24 protein-coding genes and 1 pseudogene are annotated in these 25,887 nt (G+C 63.8%); 12 read left to right on the top strand and 13 right to left on the bottom strand.

The genetic code is table 11. The annotated features are described in order from the left end of the window. Window positions 1–4: 4 nt before the first annotated feature. Window positions 5–718, bottom strand: coding sequence for an MgtC/SapB family protein (locus LJX93_RS13645; RefSeq protein ID WP_033697956.1), 714 nt, complete (start codon window positions 716–718; stop codon window positions 5–7). A gap of 415 nt (window positions 719–1,133) precedes the next feature. Here LJX93_RS13645 and LJX93_RS13640 point away from each other — a divergent pair, with 415 nt between their 5' ends. Continuing rightward, window positions 1,134–1,601 (top strand): sterol desaturase family protein, encoded by a 468-nt coding sequence (locus LJX93_RS13640; RefSeq protein ID WP_033697955.1) that lies wholly within the window; start codon window positions 1,134–1,136, stop codon window positions 1,599–1,601. A 2-nt stretch (window positions 1,602–1,603) separates the two neighbouring features. On the opposite strand, the gene LJX93_RS13635 is transcribed toward LJX93_RS13640, so the two are convergent. Beyond that, window positions 1,604–2,503 carry a bile acid:sodium symporter family protein gene (locus tag LJX93_RS13635; RefSeq protein WP_033697954.1) on the bottom strand — a complete coding sequence of 300 codons (900 nt, stop codon included), beginning with the start codon at window positions 2,501–2,503 and terminating at the stop codon, window positions 1,604–1,606. 196 nt (window positions 2,504–2,699) lie between these two features. Here LJX93_RS13635 and LJX93_RS13630 point away from each other — a divergent pair, with 196 nt between their 5' ends. The 10 genes and pseudogenes from LJX93_RS13630 (at window position 2,700) to LJX93_RS13585 (ending at window position 11,523) form a co-directional block, all read left to right on the top strand. After that, complete coding sequence (locus tag LJX93_RS13630) at window positions 2,700–3,581, top strand: Dyp-type peroxidase (protein ID WP_047583205.1); 882 nt, start codon at window positions 2,700–2,702, stop codon at window positions 3,579–3,581. Window positions 3,582–3,670: 89 nt separating this feature from the next. Beyond that, window positions 3,671–4,579, top strand: coding sequence for an aldo/keto reductase (locus LJX93_RS13625; protein ID WP_227696056.1), 909 nt, complete (start codon window positions 3,671–3,673; stop codon window positions 4,577–4,579). 4 nt (window positions 4,580–4,583) lie between these two features. Next, window positions 4,584–5,867 (top strand): NTP/NDP exchange transporter, encoded by a 1,284-nt coding sequence (locus LJX93_RS13620; protein ID WP_047583203.1) that lies wholly within the window; start codon window positions 4,584–4,586, stop codon window positions 5,865–5,867. 222 nt (window positions 5,868–6,089) lie between these two features. Beyond that, window positions 6,090–6,209 (top strand): annotated as a pseudogene (locus LJX93_RS13615) (general stress protein); the annotation flags it as partial. Between the two features lie 62 nt (window positions 6,210–6,271). Continuing rightward, window positions 6,272–6,469, top strand: coding sequence for a hypothetical protein (locus tag LJX93_RS13610; RefSeq protein WP_033697948.1), 198 nt, complete (start codon window positions 6,272–6,274; stop codon window positions 6,467–6,469). Between the two features lie 17 nt (window positions 6,470–6,486). Further along, window positions 6,487–7,821 carry an iron-containing redox enzyme family protein gene (locus LJX93_RS13605; RefSeq protein ID WP_227696055.1) on the top strand — a complete coding sequence of 445 codons (1,335 nt, stop codon included), beginning with the start codon at window positions 6,487–6,489 and terminating at the stop codon, window positions 7,819–7,821. Then, entirely contained in the window at window positions 7,821–8,774 is a 954-nt protein-coding gene (locus tag LJX93_RS13600; RefSeq protein ID WP_033697946.1) for a methyltransferase, read from the top strand. The genes LJX93_RS13605 and LJX93_RS13600 overlap by 1 nt, the downstream gene beginning before the upstream one ends. A gap of 3 nt (window positions 8,775–8,777) precedes the next feature. Continuing rightward, window positions 8,778–9,899, top strand: coding sequence for a carboxylate-amine ligase (locus LJX93_RS13595; RefSeq protein WP_227696054.1), 1,122 nt, complete (start codon window positions 8,778–8,780; stop codon window positions 9,897–9,899). 72 nt (window positions 9,900–9,971) lie between these two features. Further along, window positions 9,972–10,553 carry a nucleosidase gene (locus LJX93_RS13590; RefSeq protein WP_033697944.1) on the top strand — a complete coding sequence of 194 codons (582 nt, stop codon included), beginning with the start codon at window positions 9,972–9,974 and terminating at the stop codon, window positions 10,551–10,553. A gap of 112 nt (window positions 10,554–10,665) precedes the next feature. Then, the gene (locus LJX93_RS13585) at window positions 10,666–11,523 is read left to right on the top strand and encodes a Ku protein (RefSeq protein ID WP_227696053.1); all 858 of its coding nucleotides are present in this window, start codon (window positions 10,666–10,668) and stop codon (window positions 11,521–11,523) included. A gap of 98 nt (window positions 11,524–11,621) precedes the next feature. Here LJX93_RS13585 and LJX93_RS13580 read toward each other — a convergent pair whose 3' ends face one another. From LJX93_RS13580 to araD1, 9 genes are all read right to left on the bottom strand, one after another. After that, window positions 11,622–12,284 (bottom strand): glycosyltransferase, encoded by a 663-nt coding sequence (locus tag LJX93_RS13580; protein WP_033697942.1) that lies wholly within the window; start codon window positions 12,282–12,284, stop codon window positions 11,622–11,624. Next, window positions 12,281–12,880 carry a class I SAM-dependent methyltransferase gene (locus LJX93_RS13575; protein ID WP_033697940.1) on the bottom strand — a complete coding sequence of 200 codons (600 nt, stop codon included), beginning with the start codon at window positions 12,878–12,880 and terminating at the stop codon, window positions 12,281–12,283. Before LJX93_RS13575 ends, LJX93_RS13580 begins: the two co-directional genes overlap by 4 nt. A 10-nt stretch (window positions 12,881–12,890) precedes the next feature. Beyond that, entirely contained in the window at window positions 12,891–13,640 is a 750-nt protein-coding gene (locus LJX93_RS13570; protein ID WP_033697939.1) for a PIG-L deacetylase family protein, read from the bottom strand. Beyond that, window positions 13,637–14,680: an acyl-CoA dehydrogenase family protein gene (locus tag LJX93_RS13565; protein WP_227696052.1), complete on the bottom strand. Its 1,044-nt coding sequence runs from the start codon at window positions 14,678–14,680 to the stop codon at window positions 13,637–13,639. The genes LJX93_RS13570 and LJX93_RS13565 overlap by 4 nt, the downstream gene beginning before the upstream one ends. After that, the gene (ligD, locus tag LJX93_RS13560) at window positions 14,680–17,175 is read right to left on the bottom strand and encodes a DNA ligase D (RefSeq protein WP_227696051.1); all 2,496 of its coding nucleotides are present in this window, start codon (window positions 17,173–17,175) and stop codon (window positions 14,680–14,682) included. Before ligD ends, LJX93_RS13565 begins: the two co-directional genes overlap by 1 nt. A 132-nt stretch (window positions 17,176–17,307) precedes the next feature. Next, window positions 17,308–18,888 (bottom strand): aldehyde dehydrogenase (NADP(+)), encoded by a 1,581-nt coding sequence (locus LJX93_RS13555; RefSeq protein WP_227696050.1) that lies wholly within the window; start codon window positions 18,886–18,888, stop codon window positions 17,308–17,310. Window positions 18,889–18,931: 43 nt separating this feature from the next. Next, window positions 18,932–20,485, bottom strand: coding sequence for a UxaA family hydrolase (locus LJX93_RS13550; RefSeq protein ID WP_033697935.1), 1,554 nt, complete (start codon window positions 20,483–20,485; stop codon window positions 18,932–18,934). Between the two features lie 28 nt (window positions 20,486–20,513). After that, window positions 20,514–21,833 carry an MFS transporter gene (locus LJX93_RS13545; protein WP_177447951.1) on the bottom strand — a complete coding sequence of 440 codons (1,320 nt, stop codon included), beginning with the start codon at window positions 21,831–21,833 and terminating at the stop codon, window positions 20,514–20,516. 64 nt (window positions 21,834–21,897) lie between these two features. Further along, window positions 21,898–22,896, bottom strand: a complete 999-nt coding sequence (gene araD1 / locus LJX93_RS13540) for an AraD1 family protein (RefSeq protein ID WP_047583195.1) — start codon at window positions 22,894–22,896, stop codon at window positions 21,898–21,900. 105 nt (window positions 22,897–23,001) lie between these two features. Between araD1 and LJX93_RS13535 the strand changes: the two genes are divergently transcribed. Beyond that, window positions 23,002–23,919 carry a LysR family transcriptional regulator gene (locus LJX93_RS13535; protein ID WP_033697933.1) on the top strand — a complete coding sequence of 306 codons (918 nt, stop codon included), beginning with the start codon at window positions 23,002–23,004 and terminating at the stop codon, window positions 23,917–23,919. A 20-nt stretch (window positions 23,920–23,939) separates the two neighbouring features. Here the strand turns inward: LJX93_RS13535 and LJX93_RS13530 are convergent, their stop codons facing one another. Then, entirely contained in the window at window positions 23,940–24,770 is an 831-nt protein-coding gene (locus LJX93_RS13530) for an NAD-dependent epimerase/dehydratase family protein (RefSeq protein WP_033697932.1), read from the bottom strand. A gap of 78 nt (window positions 24,771–24,848) precedes the next feature. Further along, a complete protein-coding gene (locus LJX93_RS13525; protein ID WP_033697931.1) occupies window positions 24,849–25,574 on the bottom strand; it encodes an oligogalacturonate-specific porin KdgM family protein in 726 nt (241 codons plus the stop codon). Window positions 25,575–25,887: the final 313 nt, after the last annotated feature.

The raw sequence follows: 25,887 nt of genomic DNA, 5'->3' as shown, positions 1-25,887 counted from the left end.
GGCGTCAGTCTGCCGCCGCCACCTGCGGCTGCAGCTGCCAGCGCACCGAGCTTACACCCTTTTCCAGGCTTACCCGGCTGACCAGCCGCTCCAGTTGCGCCGGCGCCTGCGGGTTGCCAAGCAGCTCGGCGCGTACTTCAAGACGCGCCGGGTTGGGCAGGTCCTCACTGTGCAGCGACTGCAGGCGCAGCTCAGGGTCGCCCAGGCTGTGCAGCATCAGGCTGCGCACCTGGATTTCGTCCTCGGCGCGGCACACCACGCGCACCTCGAAGCGTTGTTCCACCTCAGTGGCCGGCACGATGTCCTGGCGGTCCAGGCGCTGGGCGATATCACGCAGCAGGATGTTGGCGCACAACACCGCCAGGCTGCCCAGGGTGGCCTCCAGCAGCAGGCCAAGGCTGCACAGTACGCCAACGGCGGCCGTGCACCAGAGGGTGGCGGCGGTGTTCAGGCCGCGCACGTTGAAGCCGTCGCGCATGATCACGCCGCCGCCCAGAAAGCCGATGCCCGACACCACATAGGCAGCAACGCGCGAGGCATCGTTGGCGGCCATGCCCGGCACTGCCTGGGTCATCAGCACGAACAGACAGGCACCGGTACTGACCAGTGCATTGGTGCGCAGGCCGGTCAGGCGTTGACGCAGTTGACGCTCGGCGCCGATGAGTGCGCCCAGCAGCAGGGCGACGCTGACGCGCAGCAGAAAGACTTTCCAATCCATAGCAAACCTCTTCCACGGGCACAGGCCCGCATGAACGCCATCACGTGTTGGCGTGGTTGAATAACCAGAAAATGCGCAGGGCCACAAAGGGTAGGGGAAAGAGGAAGGCTTCAGCCAGGAAGGCTGGAGAAAACCACCATCACACCATGACGGCGAGACAGTGGCAGGACACTGCCGGACTAGCTCGCCAAGTGGGCCTGTCGCAAGCGACTGGGGCTACTGTCCAATGCAGGACTCCTGTTCAGGGATGCGAAATTGCGTCGCGGACCTTACGCCGCGAGGTAGACGAGGTCAAGGGCAAAAACATGACAACGGCTTCATCCAGAAAGTGCCTACAGCCCGTCACGGCTTCATGGAAAAAAAAGCCGGCAGTCGTTACCCTTGCGCCTTCCCTTGATACTGCCCGGGCCCTTACATGCTGTTCAATCTCGCCGTGCTGTTCGGCACACTGGTGGCCATGGAGGGCGTTGGCACGCTGGCTCACAAGTACATCATGCATGGCTGGGGCTGGTGGCTGCATCGCTCGCACCACGAGCCGCACCTGGGCATGCTCGAGACCAACGACCTCTACCTGGTGGCGCTGGGGCTGATCGCCGCCGGGCTGGTGGCGCTGGGCAAAGGCGGGTATGCACCGCTGCAATGGGTGGGCGGGGGAGTGGCAGGGTACGGCGTGCTGTATGTGCTGGCCCACGATGGCGTGTTCCATCGCCACTGGCCGCAGAAACCGCGGCCGGTCAATCGCTACCTCAAGCGGCTGCATCGCGCCCATCGTCTGCACCATGCGATCAAGGGCCGCAAGGGCACTGTGTCGTTCGGCTTCTTCTACGCCCCCCCGCTCAAGGTGCTGAAGCGCCAATTGCACAGCCGTCGCGTCCGGCCCTGACCTCAGTTGACCGGCTCGCCTTTGGCCTCTGCCGTGGTTGCGCCGTGCCCACGGCTTACCCACCAGCCAAAGCCGGCTGCGGTAAAGAACATGATCAGGCTGTAAAGCGCCGCCGGCACCGCCATGGTCGGGTTGTTCAGCAGCGAAGGGCTCAACGCCAAGGCGATCGCCAGGGTGCCGTTGTGGATGCCGATTTCCATGCCGATGGCGATGGCTTGGCGCTTGGGAATGTTCAGCAGCCGCGGCACCCAGTAGCCCACCGACAGGCTCAGCAGGTTGAACAGCAGGGCGGCCAAGCCGACTACCGGGGCGTACGCCAGCACGGTCTGCCAATCCTTGGCCAAGGCCAGCACGATGGTGAAGGCCAGAAACAGCGCCGCCACCAGCTTCATGGGCTTTTCCATGCGTGCAGCGAAGCCCGGTGCAAAACGACGGATCAACATGCCCAACGCCACCGGCAGCAGCACAATCGCGAACACCTGCATGACCTTGGCGAACTGCAAGGGGATGGCCTGGTCCGACGCCATGAACCAGCCCAGTGACAGGTTCACCAGCAGCGGCATGGTAAGGATCGCGATCAACGAGTTGACCGCCGTCAGGGTGATGTTCAACGCCACATCACCGTGGGCCAGATGGCTGAACAGGTTGGCCGTGGTGCCGCCCGGCGAGGCGGCCAGCAGCATCAGCCCCACCGCCAGGGCAGACTCCAGGCCAAAGCCGTTGGCGATCAGGAAGCACACCAGTGGCAACAACAGAATCTGGCAGGCCAGGCCAATTACCACCGGCTTGGGGTATTTCACCACCCTGGCAAAATCGGCCAGGGTCAGTGACAGCCCAAGGCCGAGCATGATGATGCCCAATGCCAAGGGCAGGAAGGCGGTAAGCAGGGGCGAGGCAGTCATGGAGGGCTCTCGGGTCAAGGCGTCGTACGAAGGATTCCGAGAAGTGTAGGCCGCGCTGTATTGATAGCTAATTGCAAAGCGCCATCTCTTGGTAACCTTTTGTTACCGAACTGGTCGCCTGCAGCGTCTGCATGCCGCGTTGCGAAGGGCGTGCCGGCGCAGTAGCATGCGCGCTTTTACCAAGGATTAGCCTGTCATGCCGTTTCAGCAAGGTCTGCTTGCCACGCCGGTGCCGGCCCATGCCCGCCACCTGTTCTTCACGCTGCACTCCCCCGAAGCGTTGCCCGCTGCACTCGACGCCTTGCTGCCGCAGGTCGATGGCGAACAGCTGATCCTTGGCGTCGGCGCACCCTTGGCCAAGGCCTTGGGCCGTGAAGTCCCGGGCTTGCGTGCCTTCCCGCTGCTGGATGCTGCGGTCGAGAACCCAAGTACCCAGCACGCCCTGTGGCTTTGGCTGCGGGGTAACGAGCGGGGTGACTTGTTGCTGCGCGCCCAGGCCCTGGAGCAAGCGCTGGCACCGGCACTGCACTTGGCTGACTGCATCGACGGCTTCCTGCACCGGGGCGGGCACGACCTGACCGGCTATGAAGACGGCACCGAAAACCCGGTGGACGAAGAGGCTGTGCAAGCGGCCATCCTCGACGCTGGCCAGCCCGGCCTCAGTGGTTCCAGCTTTGCCGCGTTCCAGTTGTGGAAGCATGACCTGACGTACTTCAAGTCGCTGCCCCAGGCAGACCAGGACAACATCATCGGCCGCCGCCTGGCAGATAACGAAGAACTCGACGACGCCCCGGCATCCGCACACGTCAAGCGTACCGCCCAGGAAAGCTTCGAACCTGAAGCGTTCATGGTCCGTCGTTCGGTCGCCTGGGCCGACGCGCGAGGCGCAGGCCTTGCCTTCGTTGCCCTGGGCCACAGTTTCGATGCCTTCGAAGTGCAACTGCGGCGCATGAGCGGCCTGGAAGACGGCATCATCGATGGCCTCTACCGTTTCAGCCGGCCACTGACCGGCGGCTACTACTGGTGCCCACCTCTGGGTGATACCGGCCTGGACCTGCGCCTGCTGCTGCAGGCCTGATCGCTAAACATCCAGATACAGAATCACTCGCCGGCGCAGGGTAGAGCGGCTAGCCTTGAAAGTTTCCGATTCATGACGGGAGCTTTTCCATGTACGCACGTCGTGATGTCCTGCGCGCCAGCGCAGCTTTGGGGCTGCTGGCCGCAAGCCCCTGGTTGCACGCTGCCGCACCCAGCGGGCTAATGACCCGCAAGATCCCGTCCACCGGTGAAGCCCTGCCGGTGATTGGTGCCGGTACCTCTGGCAGTTTCGAGGTCGAAGCCGACACTGCCGAATACCAACAGCTGGCCACGGTGCTCAAGGCCTTCTTCCAGGGTGGCGGCAGGGTCATCGACACCTCGCCCAACTATGGCGGCGCCGACAGTATCCTTGGCCAATTACTGGAAGAAGGCGGTTGGCGCCGGCAGTGCTTCCTTGCCACCAAGATCGCCGCTGACAGCCTCGCCGATGCGCAAGCGCAGTGGGCCGGCAGCCTTCGCAGCCTGCGCACCGACAAGGTCGAACTGCTGCAGATCCACAACCTGCGCGATTGGCAGACCCAGCTGCCCTATGCCCGTGAACTCAAGCAACAGGGCAAGACCCGCTACGTCGGCATCACCCACTACCTGAACAGCGGCCAGGATGAAGTCGCCAGGATCGTGCGCAGCGAGCCCTTGGATTTCATCCAGATCAACTATTCGGTCAATGCGCCACATGCCGCGCGCGAACTGCTGCCGCTGTGCCAGGACAAGGGCGTTGCGGTGCTGATCAACCGGGCGTTCGACGATGGCCGGCTGTTCGCCAAGGTCAAGGGCCAGCCCTTGCCTGGCTGGGCTACAGAGGCAGGCATCGGCAGTTGGGCGCAGCTGTTTCTCAAGTTCGCCATCAGCCACCCGGCAGTAACTACGGTCATACCCGCCACCAGCCGCCCGGATCGCCAGCTCGATCAGCTCAAGGCCGGGCACACGCCGCTGCTCAGCCAGGCGCAGCAACAGGCGCTGATAGAGCAGTTTGCCTGACGCCATGCAAGGCTGGCGGCGGCGCCTGGGCAACGGCTTGAACCTTCAACCAGGTGAAGGGCCCGCAGTGCTTGCCGGGCTGTCGTTGTTCTACCTGCTGTTCACCGGTTACTTCATGCTGCGCCCGGTGCGCGAGACCATGGGCGTGGCCGGTGGCGTGGACAACCTGCAGTGGCTGTTTACCGGCACCTTCGTTGCCACCCTGGCGTGCCTGCCGCTGTTTGGCTGGCTGGCGTCGAAAGTGCGGCGGCGGCATATCCTGCCGTGGACCTATGGCTTTTTCACCAGCAACCTGCTGCTCTTCGCTGTGCTCTTTGCCCGTGATCCAGACGGTCTGTGGACGGCACGGGCGTTCTACATCTGGCTGTCGGTGTTCAACCTGCTGACCATCTCGCTGGCCTGGAGCGTGCTTGCCGACCTGTTTTCCACCGAGCAAGGCAAACGCCTGTTCGGTCTGCTGGCGGCCGGTGCCAGCCTGGGCGGGCTCAGTGGGCCGATCCTGGGCACCGTGCTGGTGGGGCCGCTGGGGCATGCCGGCCTGCTGGTACTGGCGGGCCTGTTCTTGCTCGGCAGCACTGGCGCAACGCTGTACTTGCAGCACTGGCGGGCCCGTCATCCACTGCCGGCGCACCTGCAGCGCTCGTCGTCGAAACCCTTGGGTGGCAACCCGTTCGCCGGCGCCACGGCGGTACTGCGCTCTCCCTATCTGCTAGGTATCGCGCTGTTCGTGATACTGCTGGCCAGCGTCAGCACGTTCCTGTACTTCGAACAGGCGCGCATCGTCAGCGAGACCTTCACCGACCGCACACGGCAAACCCAGGTGTTCGGCCTGATCGACACCGTGGTCCAGGCCTTGGCGATCCTCACCCAGGTGTTCCTGACCGGACGCCTGGCCCGAAGGATGGGCGTGGGGGTGCTGCTGGTGGCGGTGCCGTTGGTAATGGCTGCAGGTTTTGTCTGGCTGGCACTGGCGCCGGTGTTCGCCGCCTTCGTCGTGGTGATGGTGGTGCGCCGGGCCGGTGAGTATGCGCTGGTGCGGCCTGGGCGCGAGATGCTGTTCACGGTCCTGTCGGCAGAGGACAAGTACAAGGCCAAGAACTTCATCGACACGGTGGTCTACCGCGGCGGTGACGCCCTGAGCGGTTGGGTCAAGCGGGCACTGGACGTGATGGCCGAGCATCCGCAACTGGCGATGCTGATGGGGGCCGCGATAGCCCTGGGGTGGGCGGCGACCGGCGGCTGGCTGGGGCGGCGGCAGGCGCGGCTCGATACAACGGATACCGAGTGAGCCAGACGTCCCTTGGTGCACCAAATATGCAGCTGCCGCTTATTTAATGCCACCGGTCCGAACCTGTCGCAATAAAACGAATCCCTCCATATCGCCGAACTCCGAACCTATGTACGGCACAGTGCCGTGCTTCCTGAAGTCATATGAGGTTTCACGACCATGGCTAACAAAGAGAACAGCCGCACCGGCACCCAGGGCAAGGAAGGCAGCCAAGGCGGCAGCAAGAACCCGGGCAACTTCGCCAACGACCGCGAGAAGGCCTCTGAAGCGGGGCGTAAAGGTGGCCAGTCTTCGGGGGGCAACATGCCCCACGACACCAGCCGTAAAGGCGGCCGTTCGTAATTGAGGAATTCGCAGTGCCGGGGCGACCTGGCACTGCAATTGAACACAACGGAGGACTTCCCATGCGATTGACTCATTGGGTCGCCCTGGTGGGCGCCATGACCCTGATGGGTGGTTGTTTCGACCGAGACAACAATCACCCCGGCAAAGACGCCGACCCCAGTAAGCCATCGTTGCAAATGCAAAAACCGGATGATCTGCCAGCGCCGCAGCCTGCGCCTGACCCCGAGCCTATGCCGGGGCAAAAACCGGCCCAATAAGTTCAGAGGAGCTCGGCATGACGGTCATTACCCGCAAGGCCGCTGCTGATGCAGGGGCTCGCGCAGCACACCTGAGCCTGCAACACCGCTACCAGAATCTCCTGGAAGGCCCGGACGCCACAAGCGCCGCTTGGTTGAGTGAACAAATCGCGCGCGTAGAACACTGGCCGGACGATTTGCCTGACACCCCCGCACAGCTCCCTGCCTGGAGCGATCATCATGCCGGCGAAGTCGCCAAGGCCTATGCCGACTACCTGCAGCAACGCCGCCAAGGTGCGCCACGCCACTTCTTCAGCAACCGCGCCCATGCCCTGTGGTTTCTGCAGCAGGTTGCACCCACCAAGGCGGTGGACGGTGCCTGGCTGCACGGCACGTTGCAGCACTGGCGCGACCCCCGTTACCACGGGCTGATCCGCACCTACCTGGAAGAGCTGGGTAATGGCGACCCGCGTTGCAACCATGTGCTGATCTACCAGCGGCTGCTGAGCCGCCTAGGCTGCCTGGAACTGCCGCAACTGGATGACCAGCGCTACTTGCAAGGTGCCGTGCAACTGGCCCTTGGGCAGCACGGTGACGCATTCCTGCCGGAGGTGCTGGGGTACAACCTGGGTTACGAGCAACCGCCGCTGCATTTGCTGATTACCACCTATGAACTGGCGGAGCTGGGCATCGACGGCCATTACTTTCAGCTGCATGTCACCATCGACAACGCCGCCAGCGGCCATGCCCAGCTGTCCATCCAGGCGTTACGGCAACTGTGCCCGGCACAGGACGCACAGCACTTCTACCAACGGGTGCGGCGCGGCTACCGGTTGAACGACCTGGGCACTCCAGCGAGCGCATTGGTCGCCGAGTTCGACCTGCAGGCACAGCTGTTCGCAGCGCTGGAGCGCAAGCGCCAATATGGCCAGTTCATGCATTCCGACCATTGCCGTTTGCAAAAGCGCACCATCAATCAATGGCTGGCCGAGCCCGGCGCCATGCCAGCCTTCGTCGATGCGCTGCAGGCCCAAGGGTGGATCCGGCGCGGGGAGAACCCGGTAAACAGCCGCTGGTGGCAACTGATCGACGGACCTGCTGCGGCCATGTTCGGCGTATTCACGGCCTACGAGAAGCAGTTGTGGCACGACTGGATCGCTGACGACTGGCAGGCGCCTGTCCGGCGCGTCATGCCGGGTAGCTGGGACATCAACGTGTCGGCCGATGACAGGCCCATGGTCAGCCAGCGCCCAGAGACTGTGGAAGCCCTGGTGCAGCGCATGGCCGGCAACCGTCACGCGTCGCCGGAGGGGTTGTTGGCCACTCAGGCCTTCGTCAATGCCACTGGCCTGGTTCAAGAAGGATGTCAGTGATGATGTTAGACCCAGAGCAAGCCCAGGCAGACCTGGCACTGCTGCAGCTAGGCAAGCGCTTGCGTGCGGACGGTTACCGCTTCACCTGTGTAACCCCCGCCACCCATGCACGCAACAACGCCCGTGATAGCGCCCGGCAGGCCAGCAACTTGCGCGACGTGTTCGGCTGGAGCCGGCCGTTTGCGCCTTCGTTGCTTTCGGCCGACGAATTGCAAGCGTTGCAGCATGCGCAGGTGCTGGAGCAGCGCGGTGAACTGCTGGCCAGCAAGGTGCGTTGGTCGAGCCTGGACGACCTGCTGCTGGTGCATTCGGCGTACCCCACACACGCCAGTGACGCGGTGTTCTTCGGCCCCGACAGCTACCGCTTTGCCCAGGTCATTCATGACCATCTGCAACGCTGCCCGGATCGCGTGGAACACGCGGTCGATATTGGCTGCGGCAGTGGCGTGGGGGCATTGCTCATCGCCCGCGCCGCCCCCCATGCACAGGTCAGCGCGCTGGACATCAACCCGCTGGCGTTGCGCTATACCGCCATCAACGCGGCCTTGGCGGGCATCAGCAATGTGTCCGTGGAGCCGAGTGATTTGCTTTACGGCGTTACCGGCACCTTCGACCTGATCGTGGCCAATCCGCCCTACATGCTCGACCTCAACGCGCGCACCTACCGCCACGGTGGCGGGGCGCTGGGCGCCGAGCTGTCACTGCGCATCGTCGAACAGGCCCGGGAACGCCTGAGCATGAGGGGCACCTTGTTGCTCTACACCGGGGTGGCGATTGTCGAAGGCCGGGACGCGCTGCTCGAGGCTGTTCGCTTGCGCCTGGCGGGCCCGCAATTCTCCTGGGTATACCAGGAGATCGACCCCGACGTGTTTGGCGAACAGCTTGACGAACCCGGCTATGAACACGTCGAGCGCATTGCCGCCGTTGCGCTTACCGTCACCCGTAACGGTTGAAGCATGGCCCTGCCTTGTACGTTTGGCATCGAGGAGGAATACCTGCTGGTGGACCTGGCTACCGGCAAGGTGCCGGCGATGCCTGCCTCGAGCCTGGTCAGGCAGTGTCGTGAAGTACTGGGGCAGCATTTTGCCCAGGAGATGTTCCGCAGCCAGATAGAAGTCGCCTCTCCCGTGTTCGCCAACCTGTTCGAGGCGCGCGAGTTCTTCTTGCAGGCCCGGCAGCGATTGAGCGAGGTGCTGGCGGCACAAGGCATGGGCCTGTATGGCGCGGGCAGCCACCCGAATGCAGCCTGGCTGCGGCACAAGCCTGCGCCGTGCGTGCACTACCGCCAGTTGTTCGACGACTACCAGCACGTGGCGCGGCGCAGCCTGCTCAATGGCTTGCATGTTCACGTGGGGGTGCCGGCGGACTGCGACCGCATGCAATTGATCAATCGGCTGGTGCACTGGTTGCCGCTGCTGCTGGTTCTCAGTACATCCTCGCCCTTGTGGCTGGGCCAGGGTACCGGCTACATGAGCTATCGGCGGGTCATTTGTGGCGAGTGGCCGCACATGGGGTTGCCCGAGCCGCTGGCCGACTGGTCTGCCTATGAACGCTACCGGGCCTTGCTTCAGCGCACCGGCTCGTTAGCTGCTGACGGTGACTTCTGGTGGGCCATCCGACCGTCGCGACGTTTCCCCACCGTCGAGCTGCGTATCTGTGATGGCTGCCCCTGCCTTGAGGACGCTTTGAGCATCGCCGGGGTGTTTCGCCACTTGGTGGAGCACAGCGTGCAGCCAAGGCAAGCGCGCGCACCCCTCAACCGGGAGTTGCGCTGGGTCGCGCAGGAGAATTACTGGCGCGCCCTGCGCTACGGCCGCCAAGGCCAGTTCATTGGTACCCAGCAGCAACAGCCGGTCACGGCCGAAGGCTGGCTGGCGCAGTTGCAGGGGCAGTTCCCCGTCGACACCGTGGACGCCGAACGCGCCTTCGAGCATGCCCGGCGTATCCTGCGTGAGGGCACCAGTGCCGACCGACAGCTAGAATGCCTGGGGCAGGCGTGCGCCGCCGGGAAGAACGCTACCGAAGCGCTACAGGCCGTGGTCGAGCAGGTGATCAGGCAAGGGCATACGCAACGGTAGCCGGGGCTTGCAATTCGCCAGGGTTGTCCGAAAATGGCCGCGCCCTTTGCAGCCACCCGGACCCCCTGCGCCATGATGCTGATCAAGCAATTCCCCGACATTTCCCTGGATGACACGCTGTTCGTCTTCGCCCTCGAGGCCGAGGCTGGCACTGTGTTTGCCGAGGTGAACACTGTGTTCACTGGCATCGGCAAGGTCAATGCTGCCATCGCGCTGACCAAGGCCATCGCCCAGCGCAAGCCCAAGCTGATCGTCAACCTGGGTTCGGCCGGCAGCCAGGGCCATGGCAAGGGTGAAGTGGTGTGCTGCACCCGTTTCGTCCAGCGCGACATGGATGTCACGCCGCTGGGCTTCGCCCGCTACGAGACGCCACTGTCGGACATCCCCGTTCTGCTCGAACACGGCGAGCCAATCCCAGGGCTTGCCCTTGAAACCTGCGGCACAGGTGACAATTTCGAGACCAGCCACGGCAAGGCACCTTACGATGTGGTCGACATGGAGGCTTACGTACTGGCACTGATCGCCCGCAGCGAAGGCATTCCATTCGTCTGCCTCAAGTACATTTCCGACGATGCCGGCAGCGAAGCCGCAGACGATTGGTCGGTGCAAGTGCACCTGGCCGCCGAGGCCTTCAAGCGCGTGCTGTTCAGCTAAGCACCGAGTCGCTGCCCGCCGCAGGGCAGCCTGACTAAACCTTCCCAGCGCGCCGCAGTCACTTCAAGTAGAGGCTCCGATAGGCGCAGGGCTGGAGGGAGGTGACTTAACCATGGCAAGGGCAATCTGGAAGGGCGCGATCAGTTTCGGGCTGGTGCACATCCCCGTCTCGCTGAATACTGCGGTGCGCACCGAGCGGGTCGATTTCGACTGGCTGGACAAACGCAGCATGGAGCCGGTCGGTTACAAGCGGATCAACAAGGTCACCGGCAAAGAGATCGACAAGGACAACATCGTCAAAGGTGTAGAGTACGAGAGAGGCCGTTATGTGGTGATCAGCGAGGAAGAGATCCGCACGGCCCGGCCTGAAGCGACTCAGACCATCGATATCTTCTCGTTCGTCGATGCCGGCGAAATTCCCCTGCAGCATTTCGATACCCCGTATTACCTGAGCCCCGACCGCCGCGGCGGCAAGGTCTATGCGTTGCTGCGCGAAACGCTGGCCAGCACCGGCAAGGTGGCGTTGGCCACGGTGGTGTTGCATACCCGTCAACACTTGACGCTGCTGCGCCCGCTGGATGATGCCCTGGTGATGATCACCCTGCGCTGGCCCGAGGAAGTGCGCGGGTTGGAGACGCTGGAGCTGGACAAGAGCGTGACCGATACCAAAGTGGACAAACGTGAACTGGACATGGCCAAGCGGCTGGTCGAGGACATGAGCGGCTCATGGCAGCCGGATGAGTATCAGGATGCGTTTCGCCAGACCATCATGGACCTGGTGGAAGAGAAAGCCAGCAAGGGCAAGATCAGCGTGGTGGAGAAGGGCGAGGGCGGTCCTGCAGAGAAAGGTGCCGATATTATCGACCTTACCGAACTGCTCAAACGCAGCTTGGGCGGCAAGGGGGCGGCGGGGAAGAAAAAGCCCGAGCCCGATAAGAAACCTGTCAAGCGTACGCGCAAGGCTTCTTGAGTCATGGCTGAGATTTTGGGGGCAGTCCAAAAGAACGCGATCGGTGTAGGAGCGGCCTTGCGTCGCGAAAGGGCTGCAAAGCAGCCCCAGGACCCCAATCACGACACCGTCACCTCAAGGCTCGCCAAATAATCCCCAAACCCCTCCCGCGCCCGGCTGTCCCGCCGGCTGCTGGTGGCCACACTATGCCGTGCCGTCCACGAAATCTGCGCCCCTTGCGCTTCCAGGTCGCGCACCAACTGTACATCCTCATGCGCTGGCAACGGCTGGAAGCCCCCAATCTGCAGATAAGCCTGCGCGCTGACCCCAAGGTTGGCACCGTGAATATGCCGATGCCCTTCACGCGCCTCGTAGCGGCTCAGGTACAGCCGACGCAAGGCAGCCTTCTGCCAAGGCTGCCAGCATTCCACATGCACCGTTCCACAGACCACATCTGCCCCAAACGCCAGTTGCGACAGCAGCCAATGCGGCGGCACCTGGCTGTCGGCATCGGTACAGGCCAGCCAGCTGGCGCCTTGTTCGATCACCTTGGCGGCCCCAGCCCTGCGTGCCATGCCAACGTTGCCGGCGTGAACGTCCAGCGTCTGCACGCCATGACGCCTGGCCACCGCCGCGCTACCGTCACTGCAGCGGTCCAACACCACCAGGATGCTGACCTGGTAGCCCGCTTGCTCGGCCTGCGCGGCAGCGACCTTGACCGCCTTGAGGCACCGCCCCAGGCGTCGCGCCTCGTTGTGCGCGGGGATCACTACGGCGATCATGGGCAGGTCTCGTCAAGGTCCACCACGCTGGGCTGGCATGACCAGTATTCGAGTAGAAAGTCCGCTTCCTCGTGGCGATACACCGGATACAGCGGTAGATGCTTGCCCAGCATCCGGTGCACCTCGCGGCCATCCTGCGGGCAGCCCGCGATCGGGTGTTTCCAGTGGCAGGCCAGCAAGCCGCCGTCGTAGCTCAGGCTGGCGACCGACTGCTCGATAACCTGCAGCCAGTCTGTCGGGTCGAGGTAGTAACCCAGTTCACTCAACACAATGAGATCGAAGCGCCCCCCGGGCCAGTCACCTGGTAACTTGCCTAGTTCAACCGAGGCGTGGCTCACGTTCGCGAGGCGTTCACGGGCCAGGCCCACCGCGGTCGGGTCCAGGTCCTGGCACAGCAGGTCGGCACAACGCTCGGCCAGCAAGGCGCTGAGTTCGCCGTTGGCACAGGCCGGTTCAAATACACGCTGGTAGCATTGGCGAGGCAGGCTGGCCATGACCAGCTCACGTTTGCGCTTTTCGTACCAGCGGGTGCGGAAGGCCCAGGGGTCTTCACTGCTGGCGTAGAGGTCGGCGAAGTATTGCGCGTCGAGGCTCATGTCGATTCCCTTACAAGAACACCAGTTCGAATGGCTGTAGCAGGCAGTCCTGCAAAGCGGCAGGCAACACGGGCGGTTGGCCGTCATCCGGCTCCAGCTGGCTGGCGTGCGCAGCCAGGGCCTTGCGCTTGCGGGCCAGGCGGGCTTCATCGAGCTGCACGCGATGAGCCCGCGGCCAGGGCAGGCGAGGGTCGTCCGGTTGCGCCCAGTGCCAGGCCCATACCGGCACCTCCACCAGTTGCACCTTGCGCGCCAGTGCCGATTGCGCGGCGGCCCTGCCAACCGCTTCGTGATCACAATGGCCATCGTTGCGCCAGGTGGCCATGAGCAGGTCGTCGGGCTTGAGCAGCTGGCTCAGGTGGTTGACCAGATAGGCCTCGTCGCGCGGCAGCGCACCATCCTTGAGGTGCAGCCTGCGCCAGTCCAGGCGGTTAAGGTCCAGGTCGAGCTGTTGCAGGGCGTGGCGGCTCTCCAGCGGCCGTTGCCTGCGCAAGCGGTGCTCGGTCCAGTGCCTGGAGCCTGGGTGGCTGCCCTCGCCATCGGTGGCCGAAATCAGCACCAAGTCTTCTTCGCGCCCGTGAAAGCCCGCCAGCAAGCCGCCCGCCATGAGAATTTCATCATCCGGGTGGGGGGCGATCAGTACCAGGCGACGCCCCGGCGGGCACAGTTGCCCGGGGTCGATCCAGGTGGCCCTGGCCAGGTGCGCGGCATGCTGCCAGTCAGCCCAGGGGGTGCCGTTGCTGGACGCGATCAAATTCATAACTGCCAAGCTCCTGCTGGCAGGTTCGCCAGCTGCTGTCCGAGGGCCGCCAGGTCACGCTCGGCGTGGCTCTGGCGCATAAAGACCGGCAAATCGGCGCTCAACCGGGCAAAGTGGCTGCTGCGGCAGAACGGCGAGGCACCCAACGCCCGCCCCACGTGATGGATCACCTGCTCGACGGCCTGTTCGACCTGCGCGCGGGTGCGCCGCACCTCGAAGCTGGCATCCGCGCTTGGCTCGCGGTCGATCCAGGCTGCACACTCGCGCAGCGCCGCCCTGGCGCCAAGCAAGGCCGCGTCGACCGCGCCCAGGTGGGCGTCGGCATGCGGGTCCGGGCGTGGGTTGCGACAGTGTTCGCGCAGGTAATCGGCCAGTGCCTCGGCGGCGCCGTACCAGCAGGCCGCAATGCCAGCCCCGCCGTGCCAGAAGCCCGGGCGCGACAGATACTGCCCCGGCTTGCCGATGGCGATGCCGGGTGTATGGCTGAACTCGACCTCGACGCTTGCCGTGGTGGCCATGCCCACAGCTTGCCAGTGCTCGATGTTCAAGCCTTGGCTGGGGTGCGACAGCTCTATCGCTACCAGCTGCGGTTGTTCGTCATCACCCCAGGCAGTGATGAGCGCGCGGTCGATCTGCAAGGCACCTGAACACCAAGCCTTGCGGCCAGCCAGGCGCACCTGCTCGCCCTGGCGTTCGACGATACGTGCGCGGGCATTCGGCGGTTCGGCAGCCCAAACGCCCCAGATACCCTCCTGGGCATGGTGCGCGGCGCCGCATTCGGCAAGGATCGCCAAGGCATCGGTATGGCCCTCGTAGAGTTTGGCCAGGGCCATGTCACAGCCAGCGATGCGTGCCAGGCTCTGCCACCGCCGCAAGGTGTTGCCTTGGCCCGGCAAGGGCAGCAGGTCAAGGTGGTCAGCCTGCAACGCCTGGATCAGCGCTGGCAGCTGGGTATCGAGGTTGAGCGCCTGCGGCCGTTCGGTAAAGGCGCGCAACAGGCGGTCAAGGTTGTTCAGATCAAAGTCCTGAATGATGCTCATCAGCCCAGCCCTAGCTGTTTGCGCATGCGCGCGGTGATCGATTGACGGGTCTTGCCCATGTCGGCCCATGGGTCGTCCACTTCGGCCAGGCGTTCGTGCAGGTTGCCGATGTGCCATTGGTTGGCGCCCTTGAGTTGCGCCAACTCTTCGCGCCAGATGGGCACGGACACCGGCAGGCCTTCTCGCGCCCGCAACGAGTAGGCGCAGGCGGTGGTAGCGCCTTGGCCATTGCGCAGATAGTCAATGAAGATACGCCCGACCCTGTTCTTCGGCCCCGACACGGCGCTGAGCCGATCGGGGAACAGATTGGCCAGGTAATCGACGATGGCATGGCTGAAATCCTTCACCTCGTCCCAGCCCGCTTTGCGGGTCAGTGGCACGACGAGGTGGATACCCTTGCCGCCGCTGGTCTTGAGGAACACCTTCAGGCCAAGCTCGTCGAGCAGGGTCAGAGTCAGTTGCGTGGCCTCCAGCATCGCCTTCCACGGCAGCGCAGGGTCCGGGTCCAGGTCGAGGATGAAGCGGTCCGGCTTGTCGAAATCCTTGTCGGTGGCGTTCCAGGTATGCAGTTCGAGCATGTTCATTTGCACCGCGCCCAGCAGGGTGTCGGCGCGGTTGATGACCATGGCGGCCTGGCCGGCCGCTTTCTTGTCGTAGCTGACCACATTGGGGATGTGCAACTGGTCGGCGTTTTTCTGAAAGAACAGCTCACCCGCCAGGCCATCGGGGGCACGTACCAGCGCCACGGGGCGGTTTTTCAGTTGCGGCAGAATCCACTCGCTGACCTGCGCGTAGTACTCGGCCACCTGGCGCTTGGTGGTTGCGCGGGTGGCGTCGATGATGCGCTCAGGGTGGGTCAGGCGCAGTTCGCCCAGCGCCTCGGGTTTGCGCTGAGCCTTGGGCTTGGCGACGGACTTGCCAGGCATGGCGTGCTCCAGATCGATGGCGGTGGCAGGTTTGTCATCCCGCAGCCCATGGAACACCGCGTGGCGCACCACACCGTCGCGGGTCATCTGGGCGTAGGCCACTTCGGCCAGCAGGGTCGGCTTGAGCCAATGCACACCCCGCGCTTCTGCACCGGTCGGTGGTTGGCTCAAGGGTGGTTTGGCCGTTTGCAAAGGCTTGAGCCGCGCATGAATGCTGCCCAGGGTGGCCGCGCTGAAGCCGGTGCCCACCTTGCCGGCATAGCGCAACGCGCCGCCCTCGTCGTGCACGGCCAGTAGCAACGCGCCAAAGGCGCTGCGGCTGCCCTTGGGGTCGGTGTAGCCGACTATCACGAATTCCTGGCGTTGCTGGCACTTGAGTTTGATCCAGTCGGCGCTGCGCCGGCCGATGTAAGGGCTGTCGGCGCGTTTGCCAATCAGGCCTTCGAGCTTCATGCGGCAGGCGCTGTCGAGCAGTGAGTCGACTGGCTGATCGAAGCCTTCGGAAAACCGCAGCCATTGCGAATCGTCCTGGTCCAGCAACTGCTGCAGGGTGTTGCGCCGCTCTTGCAGCGGTAATTGGCGCAGGTCCTGGCCGCCCAGAAAGGGCAGGTCGAACAGGTAATAGAGGATGTGCTGATCGTCTTCGCTATCGAAGGCGTTCTGCAGGGCCTGGAAGTCCGCCACGCCATGGGCGTCGTTGACCACCATTTCGCCGTCCAGCCAGGCCGAATCGAGGCCAAGGCTGCGCAGCGCGGCTTGCTGATGCGGCAGCTTGGCAGTCCAGTCATGGCCGTTGCGGGTGTACAGGCGTATGTCATCACCGTCGATGCGCGCGAGAATCCGGTAGCCGTCGAACTTCACCTCGTACACCCAATCGCCGGCCGGTGGCGAGTCGACCAGCGTGGCCAGTTGCGGTTGCAGCGTATCGGGTAGCGCGGCCTGCTGGACGCTGGCCTTGCGTTTGCGTGGCGTACGGGGCGCCGCCTTGCCGGCCGTTTTTCGCACCCTGGGGACCAGGGTCCGCTCGCTGAGCACGCTGTCGGGCTGAGCCTCGACGATGCTGTACTCGGCCTCGCTGCGGGCTTCGCCATCGTGCGACTTGACCAGCATCCATTGTTCTTTCTTGCCCCCAAGGTGGGTGCGAAACAGGTTCCATACGCCATTGAGTTTCTCGCCCTGCAAGCGAAAACGCAGCTTGCCCTTGGTATAGGCCTGCTGCGCGTCACCCTCGGGCTCCCAGATGCCCCGGTCCCAGACAATCACGTCGCCTGCGCCGTAGTGGCCTTCCGGGATATTGCCCTCGAAGTCGGCGTAGTCCAGCGGGTGATCTTCGACGTGTACGGCCAGCCGGCGCACCTTCGGGTCTAGCGAAGGGCCCTTGGGGATCGCCCAGCTTTTCAGGGTGCCGTCGAGCTCCAGACGAAAATCGTAGTGCAGGTGGCTGGCGTCGTGCTTCTGGATGCAGAACTGCAGGGCATGGGGCTGCTTGCCTTGGCCACGGTTACCGCTGGGCTCGGGCGTGGCGTTGAAGTCGCGTTTGCGCTGGTACTCCTGCAGGGGCTTGGCCATGGCGGGGTCCTGAAGAATCGCGGGGGCTCTTCAGGTGGGAGAGGGCGGTGCGAAGGGAGTTCAAAATTTCCGTATAGGCAGCCGCCCCCTCAGGGCACCCCGGTGTTCGTCGGGGCGGCTGCACGGCGGCCCTCAGCAGGCTGAACGGCTAGCCTCGCCATCGACCAAGCGCCAGATCCCCAGCGGGTTGGCGTTCTGTAACGCCGGCGGCAGCAGCTCATCCGGGTAATTCTGAAAACACACCGGCCGCAGGAAGCGGTCGATGGCCAGCGAGCCCACCGACGTGCCGCGCGCATCCGAGGTGGCAGGGTACGGGCCACCATGCACCATCGCATCGCACACCTCGACGCCTGTCGGGTAGCCATTGAGCAACACGCGGCCGACCTTTTCTTGCAGCAGCTCGCTCAGCCAGCCGAAGCCCGGCAGCTCCGTTGCTTCGCCCATCAGCGTGGCGGTCAGTTGCCCGCGCAGGGCCTGCACGGCCGCTTTGAGTTGCGCCTGGTCTTCGACTTCGATGATCAGGGTCGCAGGCCCGAACACTTCTTCCTGCAACAGCGGGTCGCCGTTCAGCAGCATGCCGACATCCGCCTGGAACAGCTGCGGCTGCGCTTGGCGCTCGCCTTGCTCGGCGCCTGCCAGGTGGCTGATGCCGGGGTGAGCGTGCAGGTGCTGCAAACCCTGGCGATAGCTGGCTAGGGTGCCGGCGTTGAGCATGGTTTGCGCCGGCTGGTCGGCCATGTGCGCTTGCAGGTGCGCGACAAATTGGCTGAATGCGGCTGAGCGCAGCCCCAGGATCAGGCCGGGGTTGGTGCAGAACTGGCCGCAGCCAAGGGTCACCGATGCCGCCAGTTCGCGGGCCAGTGTGGCGCCTCGCTGTGCCAGCGCCTCAGGCAGCAGGATTACCGGGTTGATGCTGGACATCTCGGCGAACACCGGAATCGGCTGCGCCCGTTCGGCGGCCATGCGCACCAGCGCGTTACCGCCCTTGAGCGAGCCGGTGAAACCGACGGCCTGGATGGCCGGGTGCTTGACCAGCCACTCGCCGACACCGCCGCCGTAGATCATGTTGAACACGCCCGCAGGCATCGCGCTGCGTACCGCCGCCCGCAAGATGGCATCGGCAACCGCTTCGGCGCTGGCCATGTGGCCGCTGTGCGCCTTGAACACCACCGGGCAGCCTGCGGCCAGCGCCGAGGCGGTATCGCCACCGGCAGTGGAGAATGCCAGGGGGAAGTTGCTGGCCCCGAACACGGCCACCGGGCCGACCCCGATACGGTACTGGCGCAGATCCGGGCGCGGCAGTGGCTGGCGCTGCGGCAGGGCCCGATCGATACGTGCACCATGGAAATCGCCCCGGCGCAGCACCTTGGCGAACAGGCGCATCTGGCCACTGGTGCGGGCCCGCTCGCCCTGGATACGGCCAGCGGGCAGGGCGGTTTCGCGGCAGACCGTGGCGATGAAGTCGTCACCCAGCGCATCGAGTTCGTCGGCAATGGCATCCAGAAACACTGCGCGTCGTTCGGCAGGCAGGTTGCGATACGCGGGGAAGGCGGCGGCTGCAGCGGTTGCAGCCGCATCCACTTCAGCTTCGGTGGCTTGGCTGAAAACGCCCGGTAATGCTTCCCCTGTGCTGGCGTCGAGGCTGAAAAGCCGGGTGCTGCCTTGCGCCGAGCGCTGGCCGCCGATGTAGTTGTGACCAAGAATCTGGGTCATGAAAGCTCCAATAAACGTTAAAACGGGTACGTGAAGCGAACCGTCAGGTGATGGCGCCGATCTGCCAAGGCACGAACTCGTTCTGCCCGTAGCCGTGTTGTTCACTCTTGCTGCGTTCACCCGAGGCGATGCGCAGCATCATCTGGTAGATGTGCTGGCCGCGTTCTTCGATGGTCATGCTGCCGTCGGCGATGCCGCCGCAATTGACGTCCATGTCATCTTCCTGGGTTTCCCACAGGCGCGTGTTGGTCGCCAGCTTGATCGACGGGGAGGGCGCGCAGCCGTAGGCCGAACCGCGGCCGGTGGTGAAGGCGATCAGGTTGGCCCCGCCAGCGACCTGGCCGGTGGCGGAGATCGGGTCGTAGCCGGGCGTGTCCATGAACACCAGGCCATGGGCGCGCACCGGTTCTGCGTATTCGTAGACATCCACCAGGTCACTGGAGCCAGCCTTGGCCACCGCCCCCAGTGACTTCTCCAGGATGGTGGTCAGGCCGCCGGCCTTGTTACCGGCAGAGGGGTTGTTGTTCAGTTCGGCGCCCATGCGTTGGCAATAGGCTTCCCACCACTGGATGCGCGCGATCAGTTTTTCACCGACCTGCTGGCTTACCGCGCGACGTGTCAACAAATGCTCGGCGCCGTAGATTTCCGGGGTCTCCGACAGTATCGCGGTGCCGCCTGCGGCCACCAGCCGGTCCACGGCATTGCCCAGGGCGGGGTTGGCGGTAATCCCCGAATAGCCGTCCGAGCCCCCGCATTGCAGGCCGACCGTGAGGTGGCGCACGCTGACCGGCTGGCGCTCGACCTGGTTGGCTTCGGCGAGCAACGCCTTGACCTGGGCAATACCGCTGGCGATGGTCTTGCTGGTACCGCCGCTGCCCTGGATGGTGAAGGTGCGCAGGGTGTGGCTGCTTTCCAGCCCCTGCGCGGCGAGCAGGTCGGGGATCTGGTTGGTTTCGCAGCCCAGGCCGATCAGCAGCACCGAGGCAAAGTTGGCGTGCACGGCATAGCCACCCAAGGTACGGCGCAGCATGGCCAAGGCTTCGCCGGAGGGGTCGACGGCGCAGCCAACCCCGTGGGTCAGCGCCACCACACCATCAACCTGCGGATACGGCGCCAGCGCCTCGGGGTGGATGTCCCGGCGAAAGTGGTCGGCGATCGCCCGGGCCACGGTGGCCGAGCAGTTCACCGAGGTAAGGATACCCACATAGTTGCGCGTGGCGACCCGGCCATCGGCCCGCACGATGCCCATGAAGGTGTCATCGTTGGGCGCCTGTACACCCCGGGCATCGACGCCAAAGGCGTAGTCGCGGGCAAAGTCGCCCATGGCGAGGTTGTGCACGTGCACATGCTGGCCCGCTGCGATGGCCTGGCTGGCGAAGCCGATGATCTGGCCATAGCGGCGCAAAGGCTGGCCGACAGCCAGGTCGCGCGCAGCGACCTTGTGCCCGGCGGGGATGGCCTGGCAAACGGTGATGCCTTCGTCCAGCAGCAGCCCTTCGGGCAGTGCCTGGCGGGCAATCAGCACGTCATCGAGCGGGTTGAGTCGGATCACGGCGTTGGCAGTGTGTTCGCTGCCTGTTGTTGTAATGAGTTGCATGACAATCACCTCAAATAGGGTGCGGGGCTCAGGCCAGCCCGCGCTCGCGATAGTCGATCAGGCCAGAGAACAGCATCAGGCCGAAGGCCATGACCACGAAGAAGATCAGGGCCAGGAAGTAGGAACCGGTGAACTGCACGATCAAGCCGATCAGGATCGGCACCAGCACGCCGACCATGTTGCCGCAGAAGTTCATGCTGCCACCCAGCACGCCAGCTTTGGACTTGCCCCCGAGAATGGCCGGCAGGCACCAGTACATCCCGCACCAGCGGATGAAAAACAGCGCCACGCACAGCAGCGCGATGACCCGCGCGGCATCCGGGGTATACGCCACCAGCAGGATGCACAGCGCGGCAACGGCGGCCGAGCCTGCGAACATGCTGCGCATCACCGTGTTCGGTTGGCCGCCGTTGGCTTTCCATTTGTCCGAGATCCAGCCGCCGATCAGCTCACCGATAAAACCACACATGAAGATCAGGAAGGTGGCGCCACCCATGGCCTTGATATCGAGGTTGTGGGCTTGGTGCAGGTAGCTCGGCATCCAGGTCAACAAGCCGTAGAACACGCTGTTGTAGCAGGCGTAGCCGGCGAACATGCACAGCACCGAGCGGCTCTTGAGCAGTTCCTTGAGCACCGCTTTGCGGTTGCCGTTGGCTTGGGTCGCGGCATCGTTGGCCTGGGTGATGTAGGCAAGCTCGGCAGCGTTCACCTGCGGGTGTTCGCTGGGGTGGTTGCGGATGTACCACCAGGCCCAGATACCTGCCGCCACGGTGCCGACGCCGGCGATGATGAAGGCGATGCGCCAGGAGTCGAACCAGGTGATCAGCCCCGCGATGATGATGGCGCCAAACGCGGTGCCCAGCGGCGCGCCGCCGTCGACCAGGGTCGCCCCTCGGCCACGTTCGTTGGGGGTCAGCCAGGCCCCGTTGAGCTTGGCACCCGCCGGCATGATCGGCGATTCGGCCACACCGAGGCCGATGCGGGTGACCAGCAGAGTGATCCAGTTATGGGCAAAGCCGCCCAGTGCCTGGAACGCGCCCCAGCCGATGGTGGCGACACCGATGATATTGCGCACCTGGAAGCGGTCGAGCAGCACACCGGCCGGGATCTGCATCAGCGCGTAAGACCAGAAGAACGCGCTGAGGATCAACCCTTCAAGCGCGGGCGTAAGTTCGAACTCGGCAGAAATCAACGGCAGGGCCACCGACAGCGAAGCCCGGTCGATGTAGTTGATCGCTGCCAGCAACAGCAGGATCAGGAAGATCCGCCAGCGCACAGTAGTCGGTCTGGCGGTGTCTGAGCTGGCCGTGGCGGCGGCCGAGGCCGCGGTGTAAGGGGTGTTCTTCATGCTCATCTCACTTTTGTGATTGTTATGAAATGCCGCGGCGGCGCGGCCCTGCGCCGCCATCGGTTCAGAGCGTCTTCACCTCGCCAGGTGAGATGGCCGAAGGTGTCACGGCAATGCCATTGCACAGCGGGGCGCCGAAATCGGGCAGGCTGATCTCGAACACATCGCCCTCGACGGGCTTGATCTGGTCGGCGAACGACAAGGTCGCCGTGCCGAAGAAATGAATGTGCACATCGCCCGGGCGCAGGAACTGGGCGTACTTGAAGTGGTGATACTCCAGGTTGTCCAGAGAGTGGCACATGTTGTCCTCACCGCTGAGGAAGGCCTTTTCCCAGATCACCTGGCCGTCGCGACGAATCCGGCTGATGCCGTCCAGGTGGCGGGGCAGTTCACCCACCCGCAGTTCGGGGCCGAACGAGCAGCTACGCAGCTTGGAGTGAGCCAGGTAAAGGTAGTTGCGCCGTTCCATCACATGGTCGGAGAACTCGTTGCCGATGGCAAAGCCCAGGCGGTAGGGCTGGCCGTCATCGCCGATCACATACAGGCCGGCCAGTTCAGGCTCTTCGCCGGCATCCTCGGCAAATGCCGGGCTCTGCAACGCCTGGCCGGGCCGAACGACGATGGAGCCGTCGCCCTTGTAGAACCACTCCGGCTGCACGCCCGCGGTGCCTGGCGCAGGGCGCCCGCCCTCGATCCCCCACTGGAAGATCCGCGCAGTGTCGGTCAGCGTGGCGGCATCGTCGGTTTTCTGCTGGTGCATCTTGTCGCGGGTCGAGGCACTGCCCAGGTGGGTCAGCCCGGTGCCGCTGATCAGGCAATGGGCCGGGTCTTCGTGGTCCAGCGGGGGCAATACCCGGCATTCGCTCAAGGCCTGGCTGTAGCGTTGTTCGGTGCTGTACAGGCCACGCTCGTGTACTTCGGCGGCCAGGCTGTGCTGCTTGCCGATCGCGGCCAAGGCCAGTTCGCGCATGGAGTGGGTATCACGCACGACCTGGATCAGGTCGCCTTCAACTACGCCTACGTAACGTTGGCCTGGGGTGGTTTCAAATTGGATCAGGCGCATGCTGGCTCCTGTGTTGTTCTTGTGGGGATGCCGACACTTTAATTTTCCCCGGCGTTGCTGCCTAATGAGAGCTGCTGACCCCGTGATAACTTAAAGTGATCCCCTATGCTGCCATCCTTGAGTTCCATGGCCTCTCGCCTTCGCTTGCGCCAGTTGCGGCTATTGATCAGCCTCGACGAGCTGGGCTCCATCCATAAAGCGGCCGAGGCAATGTCCATCACCCAGCCCGGTGCAACCAAGGCCCTCAACGAGATTGAATCAACGCTTGGCGCGGTGCTGTTCGAGCGCACCAGCAAGGGCCTCGAAGCCAATGACCTGGGGCGGTGCGTGCTGCGCTATGCGCGACTGATCAGTAATGACCTGGCTCACCTGCGGGAAGAAATGCTGGGGATTCTGCAAGGCCATGGGGGGCGCTTGTCGGTTGGCACCATCATGGGCGCGGTACCGATACTGGTGGAAGGCTTGGCGCGCCTGCGCGACAGTCAGCCAGACCTGTCGGTCTCGGTGGTCGAGGACACCAGCGACCGCCTGCTCAACTTGCTCGACCAAGGCCGCCTGGACGTGGTGATCTGCCGGACCAGCGTCAGCCCGCGCCCAGCCGCGTACGACAGCCGGCCCAAGCACCAGGAACAGTTGGTGCTGGTGGCCAACCCTGGGCACGCCCTGGCCGGCAGTGAGTCGTTGAGCCTGGGCCAGTTGGCCGGCTCACGCTGGCTGGTGTTCCCGGTCAACATGCCCATGCGCCTGACCCTGGAGCGCGAATTTCGCGAAGCGGGCCTGAGCTTTCCGCAGTACCCGATTGAAACCTCTTCTACCTTCACCACCTTGTCGATGCTGCTGCAAGACCCTGGGTTGCTGGCTGTGATGCCGTGGGATGTCGCCAAGGTCGCGGTGGACCACGGCATGCTGGTGCGCCTGCCGTTGCAGTTGAAGTCACGCAGTGAGCCGTACGAAGTGGTTACGCGCAAGGACGTGGAGCTGAGCACACCAACGCAGATGCTGGTGAGCATCCTGATGGCCTGAGCCCGCTGGCGTTGGCGCCTTCAGTCACCGAAAGGGCCGGCGGCGGTGAACGCGCCACCTTGCAGGTGCGCACTGGCATCGTCAGCAGCAGGCTTGGGCTGTTGCGCAAGCTTCTCGCGAAAGCGCTCCGAACTGTCCTGCGGGTTGAAGCCCAGGTGCGCGGCGAAGCGGTTGTCCCACCACAGCTCACGGTTTGCCGAAACCCCATACACCACGGTGTGGCCAACGTTGTCGGCGAGCAACGCACGTTCTACCAGGTGCGCAAGGTCCGCATAACTCAGCCACGTCGAGAGCATGCGCAGGTTGCGTGGCTCGGGGAATGACGAGCCGATGCGCAGGCTCACGGTTTCGATGCCGTAGCGGTGAAAGTAGAAGGTGGCCAGGTCTTCGCCATACGACTTGGACAAGCCGTAGTAGCAGTCCGGGCGGCGCACAGACTGCGCATCCACCGTCTCGTCCTGCGGGTAGAAGCCAGTCACATGGTTGGAGCTGGCGAACACAACCCGCTTGATGCCGTGCTTGCGTGCGGCCTCATAGACATGAAAGGTGCCGCGAATATTGGCGTCGAGAATGTCTTCGAACGCACGCTCCGTGGAAATGCCCCCCAGGTGAACGATGGCGTCCACGCCTTGGGCAAGCGCCAGTACCCCGTCCTTGTCCGCCAGGTTGCAACTGATCACCTCTTCATGGTCGCCAGCCGCTGGCGCCATCGCACTGATATCGGAAGCGCGCACGACGGTGGCGTGGGCCTGCAAGGCTTCGCGCAGGATCTGCCCGAGCCCGCCGGCAGCGCCGGTCAGCAGCAAGCGGTTGAAGGGTTTGCCCGAAGTGGGCGAGGCGAGTGTGGTCATGGTCAGCACCTTGGCTTTAAAGGTCGTTGGGGGTAGCGATAACGCCGGGCTACCTGGCAGGCACCCGGCAGCGCGGCATTACATGAAGTTGTACTGGACGCCCAGACGCCAGCGGGCCTGGCGGTCATCGGTATAGGCGTTGACTTTGATGTCACCCACCTCCATGAACGGCGCCCACTGCTTGTTGAGCTTGTACTTGATGATCAGGTTCTGCTCGTAGTCGCTCTTCTTGTTGTCGTAGCGGATGTAGTCGGTATCGAAGTGGATGTACTGGTACTCGAAGGCCCACGGGCCTTTCGGGGTGTAGCCCAGCCAACCTTCGAGGCGCGTGGTGTTCTGGTTGTCCTTGGCTCGGTCCGCCTTGGAATGATCGATCTGGTCGCGGTCGAGGTTGCGCGCGTCATGCCGCACACGGGTGGCGACGTACCAGGTGTCGCTGATCTTGTAGCTGTACTTCAAGCCGAACTTGTAGGCGGTGGCGTCCTTGGAGCTGTCCATCTGGAACGCCGGGGTAAGGGTCGACTTGGGGCTCAGCTTGTAGTTGTAGTCCACGGTGAACTCATGGCCGTTGTTGACCATGTTGTCGTAGGCCACGTCCTCACGGTCGCCGGCGGTCTTGTACTTGATCTCGGCGGCGAACCCCAGGCCGGTTTCCATCCGGTAATTCAGCTTGATGCGGTCGGAATGGATGCTGTCGTCTTCGGTGTAGCCGTGGCGGTAGTTGAGGCTGGCCGAGTCTGCGCAGGCATAGAAAGACAGGCCGAGTGTGCTGACAGCAATGAGATTGCGGAGTGTGGTGTTCATTCGATCTTCTTTTCTTGTTTTTGTTGAGGTCGTTTTGAAGCGGGTGGTCACCATCGGATGCGGTGGGGGGCAGGGTGCCGCGATCAGATGCGGCAAAGTTATCGTACAACATTTGGGTTGTCTACGATTTCTTGGCTGGTTGTCGGATGACTTCTTTTTAAGCGCCTGAGATACGCTTTCTAGAGGGTTTGATACGAACATTAAAATGCGATACACGTCCCAAAAGACACAAATAGGTGCTCGTACAGGCCGGATTTGAAAGTTTTAAAGGGGTGCTTTTCAAAAGTTGTATGATGACGTAGGATTGCCTCCA

The organism is Pseudomonas sp. HN2-3 (assembly GCF_020691745.1).
Taxonomy (GTDB): Bacteria; Pseudomonadota; Gammaproteobacteria; order Pseudomonadales; family Pseudomonadaceae; genus Aquipseudomonas; species Aquipseudomonas capeferrum.
This window is presented reverse-complemented; position numbering and strand designations above follow the sequence as displayed.

What these genes read in the sequence shown, in the direction of transcription:
- LJX93_RS13570 (WP_033697939.1), bottom strand. Translation starts at nt 13,640, where the DNA reads ATGAATTTGATCGCGTCCAGCAACGGCACCCCCTGGGCTGACTGGCAG.
- LJX93_RS13620 (WP_047583203.1), top strand. Translation starts at nt 4,584, where the DNA reads ATGCAAGGCTGGCGGCGGCGCCTGGGCAACGGCTTGAACCTTCAACCA.
- LJX93_RS13635 (WP_033697954.1), bottom strand. Translation starts at nt 2,503, where the DNA reads ATGACTGCCTCGCCCCTGCTTACCGCCTTCCTGCCCTTGGCATTGGGC.
- LJX93_RS13610 (WP_033697948.1), top strand. Translation starts at nt 6,272, where the DNA reads ATGCGATTGACTCATTGGGTCGCCCTGGTGGGCGCCATGACCCTGATG.
- LJX93_RS13645 (WP_033697956.1), bottom strand. Translation starts at nt 718, where the DNA reads ATGGATTGGAAAGTCTTTCTGCTGCGCGTCAGCGTCGCCCTGCTGCTG.
- LJX93_RS13565 (WP_227696052.1), bottom strand. Translation starts at nt 14,680, where the DNA reads ATGAGCATCATTCAGGACTTTGATCTGAACAACCTTGACCGCCTGTTG.
- ligD (WP_227696051.1), bottom strand. Translation starts at nt 17,175, where the DNA reads ATGGCCAAGCCCCTGCAGGAGTACCAGCGCAAACGCGACTTCAACGCC.
- LJX93_RS13580 (WP_033697942.1), bottom strand. Translation starts at nt 12,284, where the DNA reads ATGATCGCCGTAGTGATCCCCGCGCACAACGAGGCGCGACGCCTGGGG.
- LJX93_RS13535 (WP_033697933.1), top strand. Translation starts at nt 23,002, where the DNA reads ATGCTGCCATCCTTGAGTTCCATGGCCTCTCGCCTTCGCTTGCGCCAG.
- LJX93_RS13585 (WP_227696053.1), top strand. Translation starts at nt 10,666, where the DNA reads ATGGCAAGGGCAATCTGGAAGGGCGCGATCAGTTTCGGGCTGGTGCAC.
- araD1 (WP_047583195.1), bottom strand. Translation starts at nt 22,896, where the DNA reads ATGCGCCTGATCCAATTTGAAACCACCCCAGGCCAACGTTACGTAGGC.
- LJX93_RS13625 (WP_227696056.1), top strand. Translation starts at nt 3,671, where the DNA reads ATGTACGCACGTCGTGATGTCCTGCGCGCCAGCGCAGCTTTGGGGCTG.
- LJX93_RS13545 (WP_177447951.1), bottom strand. Translation starts at nt 21,833, where the DNA reads ATGAAGAACACCCCTTACACCGCGGCCTCGGCCGCCGCCACGGCCAGC.
- LJX93_RS13605 (WP_227696055.1), top strand. Translation starts at nt 6,487, where the DNA reads ATGACGGTCATTACCCGCAAGGCCGCTGCTGATGCAGGGGCTCGCGCA.
- LJX93_RS13595 (WP_227696054.1), top strand. Translation starts at nt 8,778, where the DNA reads ATGGCCCTGCCTTGTACGTTTGGCATCGAGGAGGAATACCTGCTGGTG.
- LJX93_RS13525 (WP_033697931.1), bottom strand. Translation starts at nt 25,574, where the DNA reads ATGAACACCACACTCCGCAATCTCATTGCTGTCAGCACACTCGGCCTG.
- LJX93_RS13630 (WP_047583205.1), top strand. Translation starts at nt 2,700, where the DNA reads ATGCCGTTTCAGCAAGGTCTGCTTGCCACGCCGGTGCCGGCCCATGCC.
- LJX93_RS13530 (WP_033697932.1), bottom strand. Translation starts at nt 24,770, where the DNA reads ATGACCACACTCGCCTCGCCCACTTCGGGCAAACCCTTCAACCGCTTG.
- LJX93_RS13575 (WP_033697940.1), bottom strand. Translation starts at nt 12,880, where the DNA reads ATGAGCCTCGACGCGCAATACTTCGCCGACCTCTACGCCAGCAGTGAA.
- LJX93_RS13600 (WP_033697946.1), top strand. Translation starts at nt 7,821, where the DNA reads ATGATGTTAGACCCAGAGCAAGCCCAGGCAGACCTGGCACTGCTGCAG.
- LJX93_RS13590 (WP_033697944.1), top strand. Translation starts at nt 9,972, where the DNA reads ATGATGCTGATCAAGCAATTCCCCGACATTTCCCTGGATGACACGCTG.
- LJX93_RS13550 (WP_033697935.1), bottom strand. Translation starts at nt 20,485, where the DNA reads ATGCAACTCATTACAACAACAGGCAGCGAACACACTGCCAACGCCGTG.
- LJX93_RS13555 (WP_227696050.1), bottom strand. Translation starts at nt 18,888, where the DNA reads ATGACCCAGATTCTTGGTCACAACTACATCGGCGGCCAGCGCTCGGCG.
- LJX93_RS13640 (WP_033697955.1), top strand. Translation starts at nt 1,134, where the DNA reads ATGCTGTTCAATCTCGCCGTGCTGTTCGGCACACTGGTGGCCATGGAG.